The organism is Chitinophaga deserti, assembly GCF_003149455.1.
Classification (GTDB): Bacteria; Bacteroidota; Bacteroidia; order Chitinophagales; family Chitinophagaceae; genus Chitinophaga; species Chitinophaga deserti.
Genome location: NZ_QFFK01000009.1, coordinates 186,162 through 207,940, shown reverse-complemented (window position 1 = coordinate 207,940; position 21,779 = coordinate 186,162). Strand labels below are relative to the sequence as shown.

16 protein-coding genes are annotated in these 21,779 nt (G+C 51.2%); 2 read left to right on the top strand and 14 right to left on the bottom strand.

From position 1 onward, the window contains the following. Window positions 1-194: 194 nt before the first annotated feature. Genes DEV76_RS20650 through DEV76_RS20630 form a run of 5 tightly spaced genes read right to left on the bottom strand, consistent with a single transcriptional unit; the run spans window position 195 to window position 7,977 of the window. Window positions 195-1,295, bottom strand: coding sequence for an efflux RND transporter periplasmic adaptor subunit (locus DEV76_RS20650; RefSeq protein ID WP_109699829.1), 1,101 nt, complete (start codon window positions 1,293-1,295; stop codon window positions 195-197). Beyond that, a complete protein-coding gene (locus tag DEV76_RS20645) occupies window positions 1,279-4,512 on the bottom strand; it encodes an efflux RND transporter permease subunit (RefSeq protein ID WP_109699828.1) in 3,234 nt (1,077 codons plus the stop codon). The genes DEV76_RS20650 and DEV76_RS20645 overlap by 17 nt, the downstream gene beginning before the upstream one ends. Window positions 4,513-4,525: 13 nt before the next feature. Then, a complete protein-coding gene (locus DEV76_RS20640) occupies window positions 4,526-5,923 on the bottom strand; it encodes a TolC family protein (RefSeq protein ID WP_109699827.1) in 1,398 nt (465 codons plus the stop codon). A 35-nt stretch (window positions 5,924-5,958) separates the two neighbouring features. Then, window positions 5,959-7,284, bottom strand: coding sequence for a sensor histidine kinase (locus DEV76_RS20635; protein ID WP_109699826.1), 1,326 nt, complete (start codon window positions 7,282-7,284; stop codon window positions 5,959-5,961). Window positions 7,285-7,293: 9 nt separating this feature from the next. Then, window positions 7,294-7,977, bottom strand: a complete 684-nt coding sequence (locus DEV76_RS20630) for a response regulator transcription factor (RefSeq protein WP_109699825.1) — start codon at window positions 7,975-7,977, stop codon at window positions 7,294-7,296. 157 nt (window positions 7,978-8,134) lie between these two features. On the opposite strand from DEV76_RS20630, the gene DEV76_RS20625 reads away from it, so the two are divergent. Next, on the top strand, window positions 8,135-9,031 hold the full coding sequence (locus DEV76_RS20625) for a hypothetical protein (RefSeq protein ID WP_157963019.1): 897 nt from the start codon (window positions 8,135-8,137) through the stop codon (window positions 9,029-9,031). A gap of 76 nt (window positions 9,032-9,107) precedes the next feature. On the opposite strand, the gene DEV76_RS20620 is transcribed toward DEV76_RS20625, so the two are convergent. The 5 genes from DEV76_RS20620 to DEV76_RS20600 form a co-directional block, all read right to left on the bottom strand. Beyond that, a complete protein-coding gene (locus DEV76_RS20620) occupies window positions 9,108-11,147 on the bottom strand; it encodes a protein-disulfide reductase DsbD family protein (RefSeq protein WP_109699823.1) in 2,040 nt (679 codons plus the stop codon). A 102-nt stretch (window positions 11,148-11,249) separates the two neighbouring features. Then, window positions 11,250-11,705, bottom strand: coding sequence for a protein-disulfide reductase DsbD domain-containing protein (locus DEV76_RS20615; RefSeq protein ID WP_109699822.1), 456 nt, complete (start codon window positions 11,703-11,705; stop codon window positions 11,250-11,252). A gap of 52 nt (window positions 11,706-11,757) precedes the next feature. Further along, window positions 11,758-12,450: a phosphoribosylformylglycinamidine synthase subunit PurQ gene (purQ, locus tag DEV76_RS20610; RefSeq protein WP_109699821.1), complete on the bottom strand. Its 693-nt coding sequence runs from the start codon at window positions 12,448-12,450 to the stop codon at window positions 11,758-11,760. A 101-nt stretch (window positions 12,451-12,551) separates the two neighbouring features. After that, window positions 12,552-13,475, bottom strand: a complete 924-nt coding sequence (locus tag DEV76_RS20605) for a hypothetical protein (protein WP_157963018.1) — start codon at window positions 13,473-13,475, stop codon at window positions 12,552-12,554. Window positions 13,476-13,547: 72 nt separating this feature from the next. Then, window positions 13,548-15,131, bottom strand: coding sequence for a hypothetical protein (locus DEV76_RS20600; protein WP_109699819.1), 1,584 nt, complete (start codon window positions 15,129-15,131; stop codon window positions 13,548-13,550). A gap of 87 nt (window positions 15,132-15,218) precedes the next feature. On the opposite strand from DEV76_RS20600, the gene DEV76_RS20595 reads away from it, so the two are divergent. Then, window positions 15,219-16,142: a TIGR01777 family oxidoreductase gene (locus tag DEV76_RS20595; RefSeq protein WP_232827008.1), complete on the top strand. Its 924-nt coding sequence runs from the start codon at window positions 15,219-15,221 to the stop codon at window positions 16,140-16,142. A gap of 4 nt (window positions 16,143-16,146) precedes the next feature. Here the strand turns inward: DEV76_RS20595 and DEV76_RS20590 are convergent, their stop codons facing one another. The 4 genes from DEV76_RS20590 to DEV76_RS20575 all read right to left on the bottom strand — a co-directional run bounded on the left by DEV76_RS20590 (window position 16,147) and on the right by DEV76_RS20575 (window position 21,658). Further along, window positions 16,147-17,343, bottom strand: coding sequence for an anthranilate synthase component I family protein (locus DEV76_RS20590; protein WP_232827007.1), 1,197 nt, complete (start codon window positions 17,341-17,343; stop codon window positions 16,147-16,149). Window positions 17,344-17,442: 99 nt separating this feature from the next. After that, window positions 17,443-17,973 (bottom strand): hypothetical protein, encoded by a 531-nt coding sequence (locus DEV76_RS26010; RefSeq protein ID WP_157963017.1) that lies wholly within the window; start codon window positions 17,971-17,973, stop codon window positions 17,443-17,445. 97 nt (window positions 17,974-18,070) lie between these two features. Further along, window positions 18,071-19,333 (bottom strand): adenylosuccinate synthase, encoded by a 1,263-nt coding sequence (locus tag DEV76_RS20580; protein WP_109699817.1) that lies wholly within the window; start codon window positions 19,331-19,333, stop codon window positions 18,071-18,073. 78 nt (window positions 19,334-19,411) lie between these two features. After that, window positions 19,412-21,658, bottom strand: a complete 2,247-nt coding sequence (locus tag DEV76_RS20575) for a RelA/SpoT family protein (protein ID WP_109699816.1) — start codon at window positions 21,656-21,658, stop codon at window positions 19,412-19,414. Between the last annotated feature and the right edge of the window lie 121 nt (window positions 21,659-21,779).

Below are 21,779 nucleotides of genomic sequence, written 5' to 3'. Positions count from 1 at the left end.
AATAATCTCATAAACAGGGGTAAAATATGGCTTTTTCAATCAACGGAACTGTAGATTCTTTTCCACACTCAATTATTTGATTTTCAAACCAATATAGCCACTGAGCCATGGCATGATTTTTAGGTAAAAATAAAAAAGGGAACAGCGCCTATCACAACGCTGTTCCCGGCCTTAATGCCACTCATTGATTCGTATCACTTCTTTAATGTAACGGCAGCGCCGTTCCTGATCTCGTCGTTGGCCTTTTCCACAAGCATATCACCTTCGCTGAGGTTTCCGAATATTTCAGTTTTGCCATCGGCTTCACGCCCTTTCTTTACATCCACCCATTCTGATTTCCCACTGTTCACGCGGATAACAAACACCTTCTCCGTGGAGCTTACCACGGCTGTGGATGGTACTACAAACACGCTGTCTGCAGTGGATAGCGGAATATGTACTTCCGTAACCATTCCGGGAAGGAGCAATTTATTCGCATTGTCTACATCCATTTCCACGCGTTGCGAGCGCAGGCGCGAATCCAGTGCTCCGGCGAGGCGGTTGATGACTGCTGTAAACTCACGGCCACCAAGGGAGCGTACCACAAATTTCACCTCGCTGTTCGCCTTCAGGTAAGGGGTATACGCTTCCGGAACGGAAACTACGAGGCGGAGCTTCTTCTGTTCCTGAAGGGTAAACAGGGGCTGCTCAGAGCCTTTGCCTGAAGGACCTACGTAAGCGCCTGCACTTACATTACGTGCAGAGATAACGCCGCCGAAGGGAGCGCGGATCTCAAGGTAATTGCGCTGGTCGGAGATTTCACGATAGGCGGCTTTCGCTGATTCCTTCTGCGCAAAATCGCTTTGCTGCTTCGCGAATGCCATATCCAGATCGTTCTGGGAAACAGTACCCGGCGTGAGGCTCGTTTGGTATAAGCGGTCGTAATTAGCTTTGCTGGCGAGGTAAACTGCCTCCTGCGAACGCAGGCGCGATTCCGCACCGGCCAGGGCCGAGCCCAGCTCAGGGGCTTCCATGGTAGCCAGCACCTGCCCTGCCTGCACAGTGGAACCTACATCCACATTCAGCCGGCGTACAAAACTACTCACCTTCGCGTAGAGGTCTACCTGCTGGAATGCCTGCAGCTCTCCCGGCGTTCTCAGGGAAGCGGAGAAAATTTCTTTCCCCAGCGGAAACGCAGTAACAGCCGTGGCCGTTTCCGCTTTTACATTTTCCGGTTTGCTTTGTGAAACACCGCAACCGGCCAGCCATACAGCTGCTGCAAGGGCAAGGCCCGATGTTTTATTGATTGTGATCATACAGGGAAGGTATATAGTGTTTACTTTCTTTGTTTTCAGGATTGAGGGAAACGCTTTGATTGGATGCTTTCTTCATTACCCAGCCGAATACCAGCGGGAGGATCACCAGGGCAGCTATCGTGGAGGCTATCAGCCCCCCTATCACTGCACGGCCCAGCGGCGAAACCTGGTCGCCCCCTTCGCCATGCCCGATAGCCATGGGTATCATACCCACCACCATCGCCAGGCTCGTCATAAGGATCGGGCGGAGGCGCAACGCTGCCGCTTCTTTTGCAGAAGCGATCGCATCGCCGTTATGCTTACGCAAATGCTCTGCATTCGTGATCAGCAGCACCGCGTTGGAGATGGATACACCTACAGACATGATGATGCCCATGTAGGATTGCAGGTTCAGCGTGCTGCCTGTTATGCGCAGCAGTACCAGCGACCCCAGGATTACGGCGGGCACCGTTGTCAGCACTACGAATGATACGCGGAACGACTGGAAGTTAGCCGTGAGCATAAGGAAGATCACAAGGATCGCCACTATGAGGCCGCTTTGCAGGCTGCTCAGCGTTTCCGTAAGGGTGGTGCTAAGCCCCACCGGCTCCATGGTAAGCCCGCGGGGAAGTTCGCCCAGCGAAGCAATCGCCGCTTTCACATCTTCACTCGCCGTTCCAAGGTCAGTATCATACAGGTTCGCCGTTACGGAAATCATGGGCATGGCGCCGAGGTTATCATTTTCTCCGTATGTGGTGCCGGGCGTGATGGTAGCCACATCCCCCAGTACAGGGCGCGAGGCATTCTTCATCAGCGGTATCTCGGCAATCTCATCTATGCTGTTCATCTTGTTCTCCGGTATCTGCACCTGCACGCTGTAACTGAGGCCTGCCTTTTCATCTACCCACACATTCTTTTCCGTTAACCGGCTGGAAGAAGTGGAGGCGATGAGCGAACGTGTTACATCAGTCATATCCCCACCCAGCTGTGCCAGTCGCGTACGGTCTACCTCAATATTGATCGAAGGGTATTTGGTAGACTGCTGCAGCTGCACATCCCGCATGTAATGGATGGCTTTCAGCTTATCGATAATCTTGTTCGCATATTCTTCATTGAGCTTTTTATTCCTGCCTGAGATGCGCACTTCCACCGGAGTGGGCGATCCCTGGCTAAGGATTTTATCGGTAAGTTCGATTGGTTCGAACGATAGCGTCATATCCGGTACTTTATCTTTCAGGCCTGCACGCAACTGTTCTTTCAGTTCCTCCAGTTCAAAATGTTTATCCTTATTCAGGCTCACCTGCAGCACGGCTTCATGCGGCCCGGCCATGAACAGGTAGATAGGGCTCACGGAAAATAAAGCAGGGTGCTGTCCTACATAGGCCGATGTAATGCTTATATTTTCCTTACCGATAATTTCTTCAATCGTACGGATGGCGCGGAGTGTTTTCTCTTCCGTCCGTTCCATACGGGTCCCTTCTTCCGCACGCAGCCTTATCTGGAACTGGCCGCCATTGGTACGGGGTAATACATCGCGCCCGATACCTGCCAGCAGCCACGCGGCCAGCCCGCTGATTATAACGAGATAGGCGATTACCACGGGTTTGCGGATGGGCATGAGCTTTTCGATCATCACCATGAAACCTCCGCGGAATTTCTCGAAGCGGCTGATCTTTCCGTCGTTATTACTGTCTGCCCGCTCCACGAGGATCTTCTTCTGATCCCAGGTATCGTTTTCATTGGCAGGCACATGTCCTTTCTTATGTCCTTTCATGATCCAGTTGGCCATTACCGGTACAAACGTCTGCGACAGGAAGTATGAAGTGATCATGGAAAAACCAATGGCCAGTGCCAGCGGGAGAAACAATGATCCCGGGATGCCCGTCATGGTGAATGCAGGCGCAAACACAGCGAGGATACAGAACAGGATCAACAGTTTAGGGAACGCTATTTCCTTACACGCATCCCAGATGGCGAGGGCTTTTGGCTTGCCCATATCCAGATGCTGGTGTATATTCTCAATCGTTACCGTACTCTCATCCACCAGGATACCGATGGCGAGGGCCAGACCGCTAAGGGTCATGATATTGATGGTTTGGCCAAACAGATGCAGGAACAGCACGCCGGAAATAATGGAGATCGGAATGGTGAGGATAACGATAAGTGCCCCACGAAGGTCGCCGAGGAAAAGTACAACCATCAACCCGGTAAGGATGGCACCGATGATGCCTTCGCTGACAAGGCTCTTCACAGCGTTCATTACGTAAGTGCTCTGATCGAACTCGTAACTGAGGGTCACATCTTCCGGCAGTTGTGCCTGCAGGCGGGGGATGGCTTTCTTCAGGTTCTGCACCACTTCCCAGGTAGAGGCATCGGCAGATTTGGCAACATTCAGGTAAACAGAACGGCGGCCGTTTACGAGGGCATAGCCCGCGGCAATATCCGCACCGTCTTCCACCGTAGCCACATCACGCAGGTAGAGGTTTTGCACTCCGCCTTTAAAGAGCGGGATGTTCTCGAAATCCTTGATATTCTTAACGGTGGTATTGGTAGGAGTGATATAGTTTTTATCGCCGATGCGCACGTTACCGGAGGGGGCTACCTGGTTGTTGAACCGGAGCGCTTCCACCAGCTGGTCGGGCGTAAGGTGATGGATACGCAGCAGCTCGGGATCAGCTTTGATCACTACAGTGCGGATGTTGCCACCGAATGGTGGCGGCGCCACCAGTCCGGGGATCGATGTAAACGAAGCACGGACGTACACGTTGGCCATGTCCATCAGTTCGTTGTTTGTACGCTTATCACTGCTGAGCACCAGCTCTCCCACAGGCAGGGTAGATGCATCGAAGCGGATGATAAACGGCGGCTGTGAACCAGGCGGGAAGATAGCCTGGGCACGGTTGGAGAAGGCCGATACTTCTGCAGCGGCCTGGCTCATATTAGTGCCTTCGTAGAAGTTAAGCTTCATAAGTGTGAGCCCCTGTACGTTCTTCGTTTCGATGGATTTCACACCGTTCACGAAGAGCAGGATATTCACATATTGCTTGGCGAAGAAAGCTTCCATCTGGTTGGGTGTATAACCGCCAAACGGGTGTGCGATGTACAGCACCGGCATGTCGAGCTTGGGGAAGATGTCTACTTTTACTTCCTGCACCGATTTAACGCCGAAGAAAAACAGCCCGGCCACCAGTACGATGATGGTGATCGGTTTGTCCAGTGCGCTTCTGATGAGTCCCATGTTGATGCTATGATTAAAATTCGTTGATAAATAGTCCGAAATTACCAGCTGCCGCAGCCTTCAGCAGCAGTGCCTGCCATACATTGCTGTACGCCACATCCCGGTCGGTTTCTGCACGGTTCAGGGTATACATTGCCTGGGTAACATCTACCAGCGTACTCAGCCCGTTCTTATACATCACTGTTTTCTGGAGATATGCGTCGGAGGCGGACTTAATCTGCACCAGTGCTTCGCGGTAGGTATCCAGTGCGTTCTTCATCTTCGTATCGGCCAGAGCGAGCTGCGCTTTCAGCTGCTGGTCGGCCACTTCCATTTCACTTTGCAATGCTTTCGAAGTGTATTCCTGCGCCAGCTTCTGCCGGTTTACCCGCATAATACTGGTCAGGTTCCAGGTAACGCCTACACCCAGCAGGTAGTTGGTCCTGTTGGGTTTTACCCCATCCCAGTAGTTGTGGGTAAAGGCTGTATGGTCGGTGATATATTCTGCTTTGAAGCCCGATGCACGCGTTTGCAGGATACTGAACAAACTGAAGGCAGGGTATTGGAGTGTACGGATGTACTTTTCCTGTTCCTGACTGAGCTGAATGCGGCTTTGGTAATATTGCAGGACAGGATGCCCTTCGGGCCGGAGGGCCACCGTATCGGTTACCACCACCGGCAGACGGGTGAGTATGAAAGAGTCGAGCAGGAAAGCCGAAGGAGCTACTCCCATGAGCTGCGCCAGCTGATTGCCCTGCTCCTGTTCCAGATCACGGGCACGGGTGAGGGAAATACGGGCGCTGGCTACTTCCGCATTGGCGAGGGAAGAATCTACTCCCGCAATAAGCCCGTTCTTGGCGCGGCGGGTAACTACGGAGCGGAAGGTATCGGCCCTTTCCAGGTTGCGCTCCCAGGCCTTGGTGAGGCGCTGTGCAGCCAGCAGGTTAAGGTATACAGCAGATACTTTCACTTCGTGACGGAACTGCTCCTGTTGCCAGTCGAGCTCATCACGGCGAACAAGCGTTTCGGCCGTTTTCACTTTTTCCTTCATTCTGCCGAAGGCAAAAAATTCCCAGTTTATATTGGCGAGATAGAGCGCCCCGAATGCGGCGTTCCAGTTTTGTTCCGGCATAGCCATACCGGAAGAAGCCACGCCCAGGCCTCCAAAGCCGTAGAGCGGACCGTTCTGGCCATTGATAGTGCCATAGTCCTGCTGAGCCGAAATACTGAAGTTAGGCAGGTAATCCCGCCGGGTTTGGTCAGCAGTAGCTTTCGAAGCATTGACGTAGTTGGCCTTAGCCTTGATGGAACCGTAGTTGTTCAGTGCCGTATGTACAGCATCTTTCAGGGTCAGCACCTGCGCACGGGCGCTGGTGAAACCGGAGAGAAGGATAACAGACAACAGCAGATGAACCGGATAGCGTAATGTCATCTGAATCAAAATGAGCGATTTTAAGCATGGCAGCCTTACAGCTGAGTTTTCTCATGCAAAGAGCGCGCATCATTCTGAAGCAATTTTGAAGAAACGGAAGCTGGAGGAAAATCGACCGTTATTATATGATGACCGGCCTGAAAGTGGTAGTTAATGGTAAAGCCGTTCATGTCGCAGATCTGTTTCACAATAGACAGCCCGATGCCTACGGAATTCTGACAAGCGGGCCCTTTCCGGAAGCGCCTGAACATTTCGTCTACCGGCTCCTGTGGCTCGTGGCCGGTATTGGAGATCACCAGTTTGCCGGCAGAAAGCTCTACCGAAATATGCCCCCCGGGATAGTTATGACGGATGGCATTGCCTACGAGGTTATTCAGCAGGATATCCACCAGCGCCGCATGGAGTTGCACATCCACATTCTCCTCTATCCTGTATTCCATCGTGAGGCCCTTGAGGGTCACGAGGTCGCAGAAGGTATTAACCGATTCGCGGACGGAGCGTGAGAAGTTCAGGGTTTCCTGCGATTCGTACTCGTTATTCTCCAGACGCGCCAGGAGCACGAGGCTCCTGTTGATCCGGGTGAGCTTATCCACCGCATTCTGCATGTCGGAAATCAGCACGGCCTCTTCTCCTTCAATATTGTATTCAGACATCAGCTCCAGCTTACTGCGGATGATGGCCAGCGGGGTTTGCAGCTCGTGAGATGCGTTTTCCGAGAATTCTTTCAGGGAGATGTAATCGTCTACAGCCTTATCCGTCATCTTTCCCACAAAACAGTTCAGTTCATTGAATTCCTTTGTGCGGGTAGGCTTGAACTCCAGTTTCTTCCGCGAGCGCAGGTTGAAGCGCTGGAGCTTTTTAAGGGTATTATAGAACGGCGCCAGCACCAGCCGCGAAGCCAGCCGGGCAGTTAGTACAACCACTCCTATGAGGATAACCAGTTTCCAGAAAATGCTGACCCGCAGCCCTGCGAGGATCTGCTCAGACCGCGTCACATAATCTCCGGAAATGATCTTATAGCTCACACCGTTGATCTGATGCCAGGAAGCTACCGTGATCTTACGGTCGTAATCTTCGAGGTCGGGATCGTGCTTCACATCGCGGTCGGTGATGAGGAAGAAATCTGCCGGCATAGTGGAATCGGAAGGGGCTGCCTTAATCCGGCATCCCTGCATAAACTCGCCAATGGCCTCACCCCTCGCCAGTTGTTCCGCCGCACGGGCGTTTACATGCTTCAGCCGCTCCACCGCCGCTTTATCGATCTCCTTTTTGATACTGTTATAAGTAATATAACTGTTGATCGGGATGATCAGCAACGTAACGCCCAGGAACCACAATGTAAATCTGTCTACAATCTTCATCCGGATGTTTTATTGACGGGAAGTATGAAATTTATATCCCAGCCCGTAAACCGTTCCGATATAATCGGTGCCGCTGGCAGCGCTGATCTTTTTGCGGATGTTCTTCACATGCTGGTATACGAAATCGAAATTGGAAAGGTTATCGGTATAATCGCCCCAAAGGTGTGCGGCGATCGACTGGCGGGAGAGTACGCGGTTCCTGTTAACCATGAAATACATGAGCAGGTCAAACTCCTTGCGCGTCATATCCAGCTGCGTACCGTTCACCCAGGCTTCGAAGGTATCAATATTAAGGGTGATCTCGTTAAAGGCAATGATGTTGCTGCCGTTCAGCTTCTTGCGGCGGTAGATGGCACGCAGGCGGGCGTTCAGTTCCGGCATGTGGAAAGGCTTCGTCAGGTAGTCGTCTGCCCCTTCTTCCAGCCCAATTATCTTATCGTCGAGCGAGTTTTTGGCAGACAGGATGAGGATGCTGCTCTGGAGCTTCTCCTGCCGCATGAACCGGAGTATTTCCAGGCCGTTACCATCGGGCAGCATTATATCCAGCAGTACACAATCATACTGGAAAGAGATCAGCTTATCCTGTGCATCACGGATATTGTAACTGATCTCACAGATGTAGCCTTCCCGCGCCAGAAAGGCGGAAATGCTGCTGGCCAGCTCCACATTATCTTCTATCAGCAATACTTTCATGATCCGGCAAAATTACACACAAATTTGAAGCAATTCTGAAGCAGCGAACCCTTTGGGGGCCGGTGGTGTTATCACATAAGAGGTAACTGACTGACACCCAATCTTTCATAAAACTGGCACGCCTTTGGCAACTAATGGCCGTTTTAAATCCTTTCTTATGAAACCATATGCTTTATTTCTTCCTTTCGTAATGCTGCTGGCCGCCTGCTCGGGCGGGGCCGATAAAAAGGCCGATGCGGAAGAAGCAGCCGAGGCTGCGAGGATAACCGCCATCAGCGCCTATGTTTCCAGTATAGACGAAAAGGCCGCCACCAACAAAGTAATGGCTGCCCATAACTTCGTAAACGGCGACAATACCGCCGGCCTTATCGGCCTCTATTCCATCAAAGACACGCCTATCCGGCTCTACATCTTCCCCGAAGGCCCTCCGGGCGATTCCAGTATAGAAACCTGGTTTTACCTCGATACCGTAACCGTGGAGGTAAAAATGCTGCGCGAAGTGATCACCACTAAAACGGGCGTCATCGAAAACACCTTCTATTTTGATACCGATACCCTCATTGATTCCGAAAGCCGCCGGGCAAAAGACCTCCCTTCCCTGGAGGCTGCTGCTATTACAGAATATGAGTCTCCCTTCGGCAAAACCGACTACCGCTTCAGCGCTGCCGAGGTAAATCTGCTGGCCGAAAGAGCCGCCGTAGCCCTTAAAATAGACCGGAAAGACCTAAGCCCCAAAGCCAATGAGCTGCGTCAGCTGGGGGCTTCGCACTGGGCTGTGGGTAATGAACCCGGCTGGCACCTGGCCGTTATCCCCCATAAAAAGATAGTGTATACCGGTAATTATGGTGAAAAGGTCATTGAGTTCCCCGCTGCCGATGCGCAAAAAGGAGATAAGGACGCTACTATTTTTACATCCAGCGCCAATGGCCATACGCTTACCGCTAAATTCGACAACACTGTTTGTACGGATGATGGTGATAAGAAGTACCCCTTCACCGTTACAATAACTGTGGATGGTAAAACCTATCGTGGCTGCGGCCAGTCGTTATTCTAAGCTTGTTCGTGTGTATAGATAAAAAAAGGACGCCCCATTACGGAGGCGTCCTTTTTTATGTTTCGGTAATACCGGATTAATTCGCTTTCTGAGCAGTGGTGTTCACCTTCTTCCAGCCATCCAGACCGGCTTTCAGCCAGTTGGCGTATTCCTGGATATCGGGCGTATAAGCCACAGGCAGTGTCAGCAGCTGCTCGTCTGGTGTGATGAGCACGTACAGTGGCTGCGACTGGTTAATGAAGTTCACACGCTGGAATGTAGCGTACTTGTCGCCGATAGTCACGATCTTTTTAGACCAGCCTTCGTCGGACTGGAACAGGAACTGATCGTTCTCACCCAGCTTCTTACGATCGTCGGTATAAAGCGAAACCAGGATGTAGTTCTCCTTGATGAGGCTGTGTACTTCGGGATCGGTCCACACGTTTTCTTCCATGTTACGGCAGTTCACACAGGCCCAGCCGGTGAAGTCAAGCAGTACGGGCTTGTTCTTCTCTTTAGCGAGGGCCAGGCCTTTTTCGTATTCGTTGATGATATCGGGCTCTACCGCACCTTTTTCTTCAGCAGTACCATGGCCATACCAGCTGTACGACATGGGAGGCGCAAAGCCGCTCATGAGGCGAAGACGGGCATATTTGGTGTTGGTGATGCCAGGGATGAGGTACAGGGTGAATGCACCGAAAAGTACACCGAAGAAGATGCGCACTTTACCCAGTTTCTTAATCGGGCTGTCATGCGGGAAACGGATCAGACCAAACAGGTAGGCTGTGGTAAGACCGAAGATGATGATCCAGATAAGGAAGAATGTTTCGCGGTGGAGGATGCCCCAGTGCGTAACGAGGTCGGCGTTAGACAGGAATTTGATAGCCAGTGCCACTTCCACGAAGCCGAGTACCACTTTCACTGAAGTAAGCCACCCGCCGGATTTGGGCAGGGAGTTCAGCCAGTTCGGGAAAAGGGCAAACAGGGCGAAAGGAAGTGCCAGTGCAATCCCGAAACCCGCCATGCCGGCTGTCAGCATCCAGGCGCCTGAACCTCCGCTGGCGGCAGAACCTGCACCTGCAAGCAGGGAACCCATGATGGGACCGGTGCAGGAGAATGACACTACCACGAGGGTAAGCGCCATAAAGAAGATACCCACCAGGCTGTTCTTATTGGCTTTGGAATCCGCCTTGGATGCCAGGCCGCTGGGGAGTGTGATCTCGAACAGTCCGAAGAAGGACAGGGCGAATACCACGAACACCACGAAGAAGATCAGGTTGAGCCATACGTTGGTGGAAATATTGTTGAAGATCGCAGAGTCTGCCTTACCGGCAATGTGGAACGGAAGGCTGAAAAGTACGTAGATCAGGAAAATGAAGAACCCGTACATCACGGCGTTGAATACACCGGCTTTGCGGTCCTGCGAAGATTTGGTAAAGAACGAAACGGTCAGGGGGATCATCGGGAACACGCAGGGCGTAACCAATGCTACGAGACCGCCGAGGAAACCAAGTACGAAGATGAGCCAGATGCTGGACTGTCCTTCGTTACCGATACCGCCGATTTTTACCACCGGGTTGTTCAGGTCGATGGTGGTACGTTTAAGGCCTGCAGCAGCTTCTTTATCAACACTCAGTCCGCCCACTGCTCCGGTAAGGGTACCTGAAGCGTCGGCTTTGAAAGTGAAGGGAGCTTCTTCCGGGAGGATTTCTTCGCCTTTGAGGACGAAGAAGGTCACGTTACCGCGAAGGTCTTTGATGGAATCTGAAGCATACTTTACCGTGGCGGTAATTACGGCTTCGTTCTCAAAGTATTTGATTTCCATGTCTTCGAGCATGGGCTCTTTGGCAGTGAGGGGCGTGGTTACGTCTGCAAGAGACTGGATGCGCACGCGGCTGTCGCTGAGGCTGTCGAAAACGATACGGGTGTTAGGATCATCGTCGCCCATAGAGGCGGCCATGAGCTTCCATCCCGGCTCTATTTTGGCTGTAAATTTAAGGATATACTCGCCGGGGGCTTTCTTATCTGCGGAAAATTCCCATGTGGCGTGAACTGGAGCGGCTCCCGGCTCCTGTGCAATGGCGGAAGGGCCAAAAAGCAACAGGAATGCGGAGATCATCGAAACGATATACTTCATATGTACGATAGACTTAACAGAATATATTAAAACAAAAAGCAAAAAACGAGTTCCTTCAAATGAAAGAACTCGTTCCTATGATGATGTGTTGTAATCAGGCGATTATTTCCCACCCACGTTCACAGCGAATTCTACTTCGGTCGGGGGAAGGCACTGGTGATCGTCGCAAACCATGAACTCCACGGAACCTTTCACTTTCGTCACAGCTTTACCTTTTACGGTAACTTTCTGGATGAAGGTTACGGTGTTTTCATAGTATTTCAGCTCAGAATTGAAGTTCTTGTCGAAAGCTTTGTGCAGCTTGCCGGACTCTGCTACTTTGCCTTTAGGGGCAACCAGCGGGTTTTTGGCAAATTTGAAGCTGGTGGGTACAGGGCCTTCGCCGGCTTCCTGGGCATAAAGGTGCCAGCCGCCCTCTATAGTGGCTTTGGCAATCACTTCGTATTCCTGGGCGCTCACCTTCTTGGAGGTAAATTCCCATTTAACGGGGTTCATGTCCTGCGCCAGGGCCAAAACCGGCAGCGCGAAGAGCATCATGGCTACGAGCAACTTTTTCATACTTTCTTTTTTTAACTGGTTGGTTGTTTTGATGGTTCACCAGGCCTCTTGCCTAGTTGTTATTTAACAGACTCTGGAATATCAGCTGTCCATCACGGTTGCCCAGCACTTCGCTGGTAGCACGCTCAGGGTGCGGCATCATTCCGAAAACGTTTCTTTCCTTGTTGCAGATACCTGCAATATTGCGGATAGCGCCGTTCGGGTTAGCAGAATCAACAATATTGCCAAATTCATCGCAATACCTGAAAATAACCTGGTTATTTGCGAAAAGCTCATCCAGTGTAGCCTCGTCTGCATAATATCTTCCTTCGCCATGGGCAACAGGGATCATCAGCGGGCGGCCGGTTACTTCCTTGGTAAGGGAAGCTGCGGTATTTTCACTTTTGATAAACACGTTCTTACAAACAAACTGCTGGTTCTCGTTCTTCAGCAGAGCGCCCGGAAGCAGGCCCGCTTCGCACAAAATCTGGAAACCGTTACATACTCCGATCACCCGGCCACCTTTGTTCGCAAACTCAACCACACTCTGCATCATTGGGCTGAACTTGGCAATAGCCCCGCAACGCAGGTAATCACCATAAGAAAAACCTCCCGGGATCAGAATGCAGTCTTCCGTAGTAAACATGCTCAGGTCCTTGTCTTTGTGCCACAGGGCGATCACTTCCTGGTTCAAATCGGTGCGCAGCGCATCGATCATGTCTTGGTCACAATTAGAACCGGGAAATGTAACAACTCCGAATTTCATCTATTTATCGATTTGAATATTTTCAGGAAAGAACAAAATTACTGACCATTAGGGAATTTACAAGCACCACTCATCAGATTTATGAATACACTAACAACCCGTCAGTTACTAAAGTATTGCATTATAATAACATATGCCAGCACTAATATGTGTACTGCATTGGCAACCGTATTGTTGGTTATAGTCCAGAACACATTCCCCGCAAACAGCGACACCGGCATTACCGCCAGTATCCAATACGTTGGTGAAAAGTGACCGCTGAATAATGGCACCAGCATCGCCACCAGCACATAAATCACTACCGTTGCCCATATTTTCCGGCCCTGTATCAGCATTTTTTTGAATGTACGCTGCAGCATCAGCCATCCCGTCACAAAAAACAACATCCCCCCTATCAGCGCACCCCACACTTTATAATCCGTGATTACCGGTAAATTAGCCCGGATGTGCCACAAATCAGCAATCAGCTCCCACCGGTTTGTGAGAAACAGCCAGGTTCCCAGCAGGTAAAACGGGCAAAGAATGCCCATCAGCCCTATGATCCACTCTGCCAGCCGGAAGGCACGCATGATGAGCAGGCTCAGGAAAAGCAGCGCTACAAACAAAACGGAGGGGAAGTAGAACAATCCGCAGATACCGAGGGCAAACCCGATGTTGAACGATACATCCCGGGCGGAATTACGCATATAAAGGCCGGTAATGCTCGAAAAGATCCACAGCATCACCGTATTCACGATCAGCGCGGGCGAAAACACGTTCCAGCTCTGTAACAGGGATGTCAGCAGCAGGTAACACATCGCCGGCAAATAAGTATCCTTCGCAAAAAGGCGGTGGTTATTCACAATGCGGGCCAGCAGCAGCGACTGAATAAAAAGCAGCATCAGCGCCAGGAAAGTGAAAAACACCGGGCTGGGCCCCACCATCCCCGAAAGCCAGTTAACCAGCCATTTGTACAGCAAGCCCTCCGACCCGTCTTCCAGATAAGTGGACGGATGGAGCAGGTAGTAAAACTTGATGAACAACATGTACAGGAAAAGCAACAGTACCGTTAGGGGGTTGCCTGATCTGAAAAATTTTATCACGATGCAAAGGTGGGGTTAAAAGTCAATTTTTGCAAAGCAAATATAATTCCTGTAAATACAGGGCACGAGTACCGTACGGCCACTGATCTGTTTGCCATAGCGGGGCATCCAGGTAAATCCTTTATCGAGGTTCCGCAGCGTGGGCTTGCGGTTCACCTTCCCGTCTGGGCCCAGGGTGTTTTCCGTGAGCACGTACTGCCGGCGCTCCAGCTCATTAAAGAGGAAACGCAGCTCGCTGCCCACATTCACCAGCATATAGCTCAGGTAAAGGTCTGCACCGTCGTCGAACTGACTTTTATGAACGAAGTTGCTGTAAGTAAGGTCGCCCTTATCATCGAACGCCATAACGGCGATATTGTCGTAGTGGTAACGGGTACCCTGCCCGTCGTTCCAGCCATAAGGATTATAGTAATACGGGCTGTAGGGGGAGTAATAGTAAGGGTAATATCCGCCATAACCGCCGTACATATAGTTCCAGCGGTTCCAGGGCTGGCTGCGGGAGGTGGTGTAATAGGCTTCCGCCGCCAGCATAAAGCCGCCGTTGGAAGTATTTACGATCTTGCGGATGAAATAATCGTTGAAAGCTGCGTTGGTGGAGGCATCGCCTTTAGCCTGCTGCTTCAGCTCCGGACTGAACACTACCTGCTTCTCGAACAAGCGCTGGTTATTGGCATAGTCGAGGCGGAGGAGGTACATGCCTTCCACATTACCGCGCTTCTGTTTGTAATAGAACGCGGTAACAAGTGCCTGCTTGTCGGCGTTATCCAGCTTCAGCTTCACTTCGTCGAGCAGCAGGTTCTTCATTTCGAAGGGTACTGTCTCAAAAGCGTCGGTGGTGGCGCGCTTCACAATCACGAATCCGTTGGTGATATAATCCCGGCCGGCCCCTCTTTCCAGTTTGGTGAGGAACAGGTCGCCGTCGTTATTGAGGTGGAAGTTATTGAGGAACTGCTTCTTACCTTCCATGGGGAGGCTTACGCGGCTGTTGTTAATGAGGTTGAAAGCACTGTCGTACAGGAAAGTATAGAAAACGTTGTTGTCTTCCTTATCCTGGTTGATTTTGTAAATGAGAATGCGCCCTTTATCTTCCGATGCTTCCACGGAGTAGATCTTATTTTCCTTGGAATAGAAGCCAATGCGGGTAGAGTCTACCATTACGGGGGCTTCGAGGAACTGTCCTTTCCCGTTTACGCGGCCAACAAAGCTGTACACGGCATCTTTGCGCTGGAACTGGTAGATCATGTAGGCGAAGTCGGGATAAGACACAAAATCGACGCTAATGAGTTTTTTGGGGAGGAAGTCGAGCTTTACCCGGTCTACCAGCTGCATGCCGTTGTCATATACGGAAATGTTATAATCGCCACGGTCTGCCTTATACACGAGGATGTTGCCGGATACTTTGCCCACGATTTCGAACTCGGTGGTTTTATAATCGTCCCTTTCCGGTTCGGAATAGGTGATTTTCTGGGCCATGGCAAGGGAAGCGCAGAGCATCAGCGCAAAAAAAGGAAGGATATGACGGAAGCGCATGGGCATGAGTTTAAGGTAATCTACAGGATAAACGCCTGATGCGGCGGTTTTAGCATAGATCCGGTTCAAACCTACATGAAAAATATCTTATTGCCAAGTGCAGGGAAGGGCCGGGATTTATTGCGTAAATTTACAAAGGAACAATCGGCTTTTAACATGATGGACACGGTATTAATTACAGGCGGCACCGGCATGATAGGCAGGGCATTAACAGACTTCCTGCTCGACAGGGGTTATCGGGTAATCGTATATACGCGGGAGATGCGTGAATCCCCCCATCCCAATCTCCGTTATGCCCTGTGGGACCCGGCGCGTAAAACGCTGGACACCACCGCTCTCCAGGAAACCAACCAGATCGTACACCTTGCCGGAGCCAATGTGGCTACCGGGCGGTGGACCGAATCCCGCAAGCAGGAGATACTCGACAGCCGCGTACAAAGCAGCCAGCTCCTGTTCGAACAGCTCTCCCAACTCCCCAATAAGGTACGCACCATCATCAGCGCCTCTGCCACAGGCTTTTACGGTGAATTCGAAGGTACTCCCTTCACTGAAACCGATCCCCCGGCGCAGGATTACCTAGGCAAAACCTGCGTGGCATGGGAAAACAGCGTCCGCCAGATGGAATCCCTCGGCAAAAAGGTCATCATCCTCCGTACGGGCATCGTACTGTCTAACAAAGGCGGTGCTTTGAAAGAGTTCATCCGTCCTGTAAAGCTTGGCTTTGCCACCGTTATGGGCAGCGGCCACCAGTTCATCTCCTGGATCCATCTGCAGGACCTTGTGCGGCTGTATTTCAATGCCCTGGCCAACGATCAGCTCAATGGCATCTACAACGCAGTATCTCCCTTCCCCGTCACCAACCAGGAGCTGGTAACCCAGCTGGCCCGTGTTGTGAAGGGCAAAAGCTTCATCACGGTCAATATCCCGGCTTTCGCACTGAAGCTGGCCATGGGTGAAATGAGTGTGGAAGTACTGAAAAGCGTGAAAGCCTCTTCCGCCAAAATCCAGACTACAGGATTCCAGTTCTCCTACCCCCGCATCTCCGACGCGCTGGCGCAGCTGGTAGCTTCGGGCGATTAATGCCTTAAATACCGAGGGCGGTGCGCAATGCACGCGCCTTCAGGAGGCACTCCTCCCACTCTTTTTCCGGATTGCTGTAAAAGGTAATGGCAGATCCTGTCTGAAAGGATATGTAATGGTTATCGGCATTGTAGAGGATGCTGCGTATAACCACATTGAAGTCGAAATCCCCTTCGGGTGTGATATATCCCACCGCGCCGGAGAACAATCCTCTCCGCGTTTGCTCATATTGTTCAATCAGCTGCATCACCTTCACCTTGGGCGCCCCCGTCATGGAGCCCATGGGGAAGGCGTTTTTAATAGCGTCGGTGAAATGGAAAGCGGGGTCGAGGGTGGCCGTAACGGTAGATATCATATGATGCACCTGCGGGAAACTGTAGATACCGAATAGCTCAGACACCTGTACACTGCCGCGCACTGCCGTGCGGGACAGATCGTTACGCACAAGGTCTACCACCATTACGTTCTCCGATTGTTCCTTTGGACTGTTGCGGAGCGCCTGCAGCAGGGCTGCATCCTCTTCCGGACTGGCAGCACGGCGGATGGTGCCTTTGATAGGCTGGGAAGTGAGGGTACTGCCTTCTTTCCGGAGGAAGCGCTCGGGACTGGAGCATGCCAGGTAGCGGGAGCCGCGGCGGTAATATGCAGCAAAGGGTGCAGGGCTCAGCCCGTTGAGGCGCAGGAATATGGCCGCTGGTTCAGGAAGCCGGGCGAGGGCATATTGCTCCCGGCAGAAATTGATCTCATAACAGTCGCCCTTGCGGATATGTTCCTGCAGAGCACGTACGGCGCTCAGGTAATCTCCCCGGTGAATGCGCGCCTGCGATACGAAGGGCGGTGGAGCAGATGGTATGATACGTGGCTGTGCAATCAGATCGGAGTAAATATCCCTTGCTTCCTTCTCTGTGAGGTTTTCTCCTGAAATCTCCAGTGCTTCAGCCGTAAGGCGGAGCAGGTATCTGGGTCTGAAAAAGGAAAGATCAGGGAAACTGATACCATCGGGGCGATGGCTTTCGAGCTTTTCAGTTTCGTTCTTGAGGTCGTAAGCCAGGTGTCCGAAGAGCCAGCCGGGTTTTTCGTCGTGGAAACGGCGCAGCTTCTCAAACGCAGTGCCCGCAGGGCATTCCAGCGTTTCAACAGCGTCTGCAGCCAGGAGGGCTTCAGCGCGGGAGCCGGCCAGGCGGTAATTATTGTTATCCAAAAAACAACAAATGTTGAACCGGTTGCCCCAGCTCAACATTTGCTGTTTAATTGCGCTTATATCTTTAACAGGAAAACTGTATGATAGCACGTTTATGAATTAGAAATCATCATCGTCATCGTCAAAACGGTCGTTGAACATATCCATATCCTTAAACTCATCGTCGATGCTCAGGTCGTCGTCATCATCGGAGCTTTTCTTGGAAGGACGGCCGCGTTTGCTTTTAGGCTTCGGCATGTCAAATTCTTCGAAGTCCGGATCATAATCTTCGTCTTCTCCTTTTTCCCATGCATCGTCGTCATCATCTCCACCATCTTCGTCATCCTCATCTTCATCGTCGTCATCCTTCTTACGGCTGCCGGATTTGGCGGGTTTACGTCCTTTTTTGGGAGCGTCGTCATCCTCCTCATCGTCATCATCATCGTCGTCGTCTTCCTTCTTCGATTTTGCCGCAAGCTTATCTGATTTTTTAGATGCAGCAGACTTACGGGGAGATTCCTCCTCATCATCATCGTCATCCTCGTCTACTTCCTTCTTAGTCTTGGCTGCGGCTTTCTTTTCAGAGGCTTTGTCAGTCTGAGGCGAAGTAGTCTTTTTAGTCTCTTTCTCTTTATCAGATTTTGATTTCATAATGGTACGTTACAATTAGATTCTAAGGGTAAAGTTTTAACAGTTTTTTTTATTCGCCAAATTTTTTTTTGACTGTTTTTTTCGTACTTTTTTGTCTTTATTTCTCCAGTATCTGATCTCTTCCGGGGCCATTGGACACGTACTGCACAGGCACCTTCAGATAGTCTTCCACAAAAGATAAGAATTTTTTCATTTCCAAAGGTAAAGCGTCGTAACGTTCACTTTTTGCAGTAGGTTCAGACCAGCCTGCGAAGTTTTCCAATACCGGTTCGATGGCAGCCCCACAGATGTTATAAGGCATTTCCCGTGTGGTTTGACCATCAATGGTATACGCCGTGCAGGCACTAACTGTATCAAACTCGTCCAGCACATCACATTTGGTCATTACCAGCTGGGTAACACCGCTGAGCATACAGGTGTAGTCGAGCGCTACCAGGTCGATCCAGCCGGTACGGCGGGGACGGCCCGTGGTGGCACCAAATTCACTACCTGCCACACGCAGTCTTTCTCCGGTTTCATCTTCCAGCTCGGTAGGGAACGGACCGCCACCTACACGGGTGCAGTACGCTTTCGTAACACCGATCACCTCAGCTATCCATTTAGGAGCTAAACCGAGGCCGGTGCATACGCCGGCGGAGATGGTATTGGAAGAAGTCACAAAGGGATAGGTTCCGAAGTCCACATCGAGCATGCTGCCCTGTGCGCCTTCGGCCAGTACCTTTTTCCCGGCTTTCAGGTAACCATTCAGCCAGTATTCTCCATTAACAATATTCATTTTAGACAGGAACTCCACCGCTTCCCAGAATTCATTTTCCCATTCTGCGATGTCTTCACTGAAATTATAATTGGCAAGTAACTGCAGATGTTTGGCTTTCAGCTTCTCGTACTGCTGACGGAAGTCTTTGCTGAGCACATCCCCAACACGGAGACCGTTCCTGCCCGTTTTGTCCATATAAGCCGGCCCGATCCCTTTCAGGGTAGAACCGATCTTTTCCTGGCCTTTAGAAAGCTCGGAAGCTTTGTCTAACGCACGGTGGGTTGGAACGATGATATGTGTTTTTTCCGCAATAAAGAGGTTTTTAGACAGGTCGATGCCTAAATCCGCCACTTTCTGGCATTCTTTACGGAAAGTCACCGGGTCGAGCACTACCCCGTTACCGATCAGGTTCAGGGTATTACCGTGAAATACGCCGGAGGGGATGGTATGCAACACCACTTTCTGGCCATTGACATACAGCGTATGGCCCGCATTCGGGCCGCCCTGGAAGCGTGCGATGATATCATATTTACCGGCAAAGTAATCTACGATCTTGCCTTTGCCTTCATCGCCCCATTGCAGCCCCAGCAGAACATCTACCATTGTTGAAAAGTTAATTATTGTTTAAAGAAGTGGCAAAAATAAGGCGATTGATTGAAAATGCAGAGAAATAAAAATATTCTAATCTTCCAGCCGGTTAATGCTCTGGATGCCATCCAGCCCCTTCAGCCGGTTCACCAGCTCTTCCAGCTCATCTTTATCATGCACAAAAACCTTGATCAGCCCCTCAAACAGCCCTTCTTTCGACTCAATGGTAAGCCCCGCAATGTTGATCTTCAGCTCTCCGGAGATGATATTGGTGATCTTGTGAATAACCCCCACATCATCCATCCCCACGATCTTAAGACCCGTCAGGAAGGAAATTTCCCGGTTTTTCACCCACTTCGTTTTCACCACACGGTGCCCGTAGTGCGCCAGCAGCTGTGCGGCGTTAGGACAATTGGTCCGGTGGATCTTCAGCCCCTCACTGGCCGTAACAAAGCCAAACACATCATCTCCCGGGATGGGACGGCAGCAGTTAGCCAGCTTATAAGCAATCTTATCGGAGCTTTCCCCGAATATGATCAGCTCAGCGTCTTTCTTATTTGATTCCTTTTCCTTGGTTTTGTGATGCTCTTCAGGGTGCGGCACTTCCACCGGCTTCGCCGGCTTGGGAGGCTCCAGCTTATCGCCCAGCACGTTGAACTGCTTAAGCTCACGCAGGTCGATGTTTTTCACCGCCACCTGGTAGTAGAGGTCAAGCGGCGACGGTTGTTTATAGAATTGCACCAGCTCATTGATGTTATACTGGCTGGCACTGGCTTTCATATGATCCAGCTTACGGTGCAGGATATCTTTCCCGTCCATGGCCACTTTCCGCTTCTCTTCCTTCAGCGCATCCTTGATCTTGCCTTTGGCCTTGGCCGTGAGCACAATATTGAGCCAGTCTTCCGACGGCTTCTGCTTGTTAGAAGTAATAATCTCCACCTGGTCGCCGCTACGGAGCTTATGGCTGAGCGGCACCAGTTTATAGTTAACCTTGGCGCCGATACACTTGTTGCCTACGGCGGAGTGGATGGAATAGGCAAAATCCAGGGCCGTGGAGCTCACGGGCAGTATCTTCAGGTCCCCTTTCGGGGTATAAACATAAATCTCTTCCGTAAACAGGTTGCTCTTGAAATCGGCCAGGAAATCAAGGGTATTGGTATCCGGACTGCTCAGGATCTCCCGGATCTGGGAGAACCACTGCTCGAATTTGGATTCCTGGACGTTGGAATTGCCTTCCTTATACCGCCAGTGGGCTGCTACGCCTTTCTCGGCATAGTCGTTCATCCGCTTCGACCGGATCTGTACTTCCACCCACTTCCCGTTAGGGCCCATAACCGTCACGTGGAGGGCTTCATAGCCGTTACCCTTGGGGTTGGAGAGCCAGTCGCGGGTACGTTCAGGGCTGGGGTGATAAAAGTCGGTGATAATGGAATACACCTTCCAGCAATCGGCCTTTTCCTTTTCCACGGCGGAATCAAGGATAATGCGGATAGCAAAGAGGTCATACACTTCTTCAAACTGGACGCCTTTCGTCTTGATCTTGTTCCAGATGGAGTGGATAGACTTGGGGCGGCCGTATATCTCGAACTGGAAGCCTTCTTCCTGGAGTACTTCCTTGATCGGTTTAATGAATTCGTTGATATAGCGGGTACGCTCGCGCTTGGTTTCTTTCAGGCGGCGGGCTATTTCGCGGTAGTGGTCCTGCTCGGTGTACTTCATGGCGAGGTCTTCCAGCTCGGACTTGATATTATACAAACCAAGCCGGTGAGCCAGCGGGGCGTAGATGAACACTGTTTCCGATGCGATCTTCAGCTGTTTTTCCCGGCTCATGGAATCGAGGGTACGCATATTGTGCAACCGGTCGGCCAGCTTGATGAGGATCACCCGCGGGTCGTCTGCCAGGGTGAGGAGGATTTTCTTGAAGTTCTCCGCCTGCATAGTGCTGGTATTGGAATCGATGACGGTGGAGATCTTGGTGAGACCGTCCACGATATGGGCGATTTCGGTACCAAACTCGCGCTCCACGTCTTCCAGGGTGACTTCGGTATCTTCCACGGTATCGTGCAGGAGGGCACAAATGGCGGAGCGAACGCCGAGACCTATTTCTTCCACGGTGATTTGCGCAACGGCAAGGGGATGGAGGATGTAGGGTTCCCCGGATTTACGCCGCATATCCTTATGGGCGTCTGCTGCTATTTCGAAGGCGGTACGTACTAATTCCCTGTCGCCTTTTTTCAGGCGGGGCTTCAGAGCACGTAAAAGGGCGCGGTAATGGCGGACGATCTCCTTTTTTTCCTGTTCTTCGTCGAGATTATATTTTTGTACAGTCACTGTATCCATGCTAACCGTAAAAGTACAAAAAGGAGACCACACGGGGATATGCTGCCATTGCGGCAGATAAAATTATCTACCCTGCTTTTTCAAAAAACAAAACAACCGCAACAAGTTGATAATGTGACAC

What these genes read in the sequence shown, in the direction of transcription:
- DEV76_RS20645 (WP_109699828.1), bottom strand. Translation starts at nt 4,512, where the DNA reads ATGGGACTCATCAGAAGCGCACTGGACAAACCGATCACCATCATCGTA.
- DEV76_RS20635 (WP_109699826.1), bottom strand. Translation starts at nt 7,284, where the DNA reads ATGAAGATTGTAGACAGATTTACATTGTGGTTCCTGGGCGTTACGTTG.
- DEV76_RS20615 (WP_109699822.1), bottom strand. Translation starts at nt 11,705, where the DNA reads ATGAAAAAGTTGCTCGTAGCCATGATGCTCTTCGCGCTGCCGGTTTTG.
- DEV76_RS20605 (WP_157963018.1), bottom strand. Translation starts at nt 13,475, where the DNA reads ATGTTGTTCATCAAGTTTTACTACCTGCTCCATCCGTCCACTTATCTG.
- DEV76_RS26010 (WP_157963017.1), bottom strand. Translation starts at nt 17,973, where the DNA reads ATGAAATCAAAATCTGATAAAGAGAAAGAGACTAAAAAGACTACTTCG.
- DEV76_RS20620 (WP_109699823.1), bottom strand. Translation starts at nt 11,147, where the DNA reads ATGAAGTATATCGTTTCGATGATCTCCGCATTCCTGTTGCTTTTTGGC.
- DEV76_RS20650 (WP_109699829.1), bottom strand. Translation starts at nt 1,295, where the DNA reads ATGATCACAATCAATAAAACATCGGGCCTTGCCCTTGCAGCAGCTGTA.
- DEV76_RS20625 (WP_157963019.1), top strand. Translation starts at nt 8,135, where the DNA reads ATGAAACCATATGCTTTATTTCTTCCTTTCGTAATGCTGCTGGCCGCC.
- DEV76_RS20630 (WP_109699825.1), bottom strand. Translation starts at nt 7,977, where the DNA reads ATGAAAGTATTGCTGATAGAAGATAATGTGGAGCTGGCCAGCAGCATT.
- DEV76_RS20580 (WP_109699817.1), bottom strand. Translation starts at nt 19,333, where the DNA reads ATGGTAGATGTTCTGCTGGGGCTGCAATGGGGCGATGAAGGCAAAGGC.
- DEV76_RS20575 (WP_109699816.1), bottom strand. Translation starts at nt 21,658, where the DNA reads ATGGATACAGTGACTGTACAAAAATATAATCTCGACGAAGAACAGGAA.
- purQ (WP_109699821.1), bottom strand. Translation starts at nt 12,450, where the DNA reads ATGAAATTCGGAGTTGTTACATTTCCCGGTTCTAATTGTGACCAAGAC.
- DEV76_RS20640 (WP_109699827.1), bottom strand. Translation starts at nt 5,923, where the DNA reads ATGACATTACGCTATCCGGTTCATCTGCTGTTGTCTGTTATCCTTCTC.
- DEV76_RS20595 (WP_232827008.1), top strand. Translation starts at nt 15,219, where the DNA reads ATGATGGACACGGTATTAATTACAGGCGGCACCGGCATGATAGGCAGG.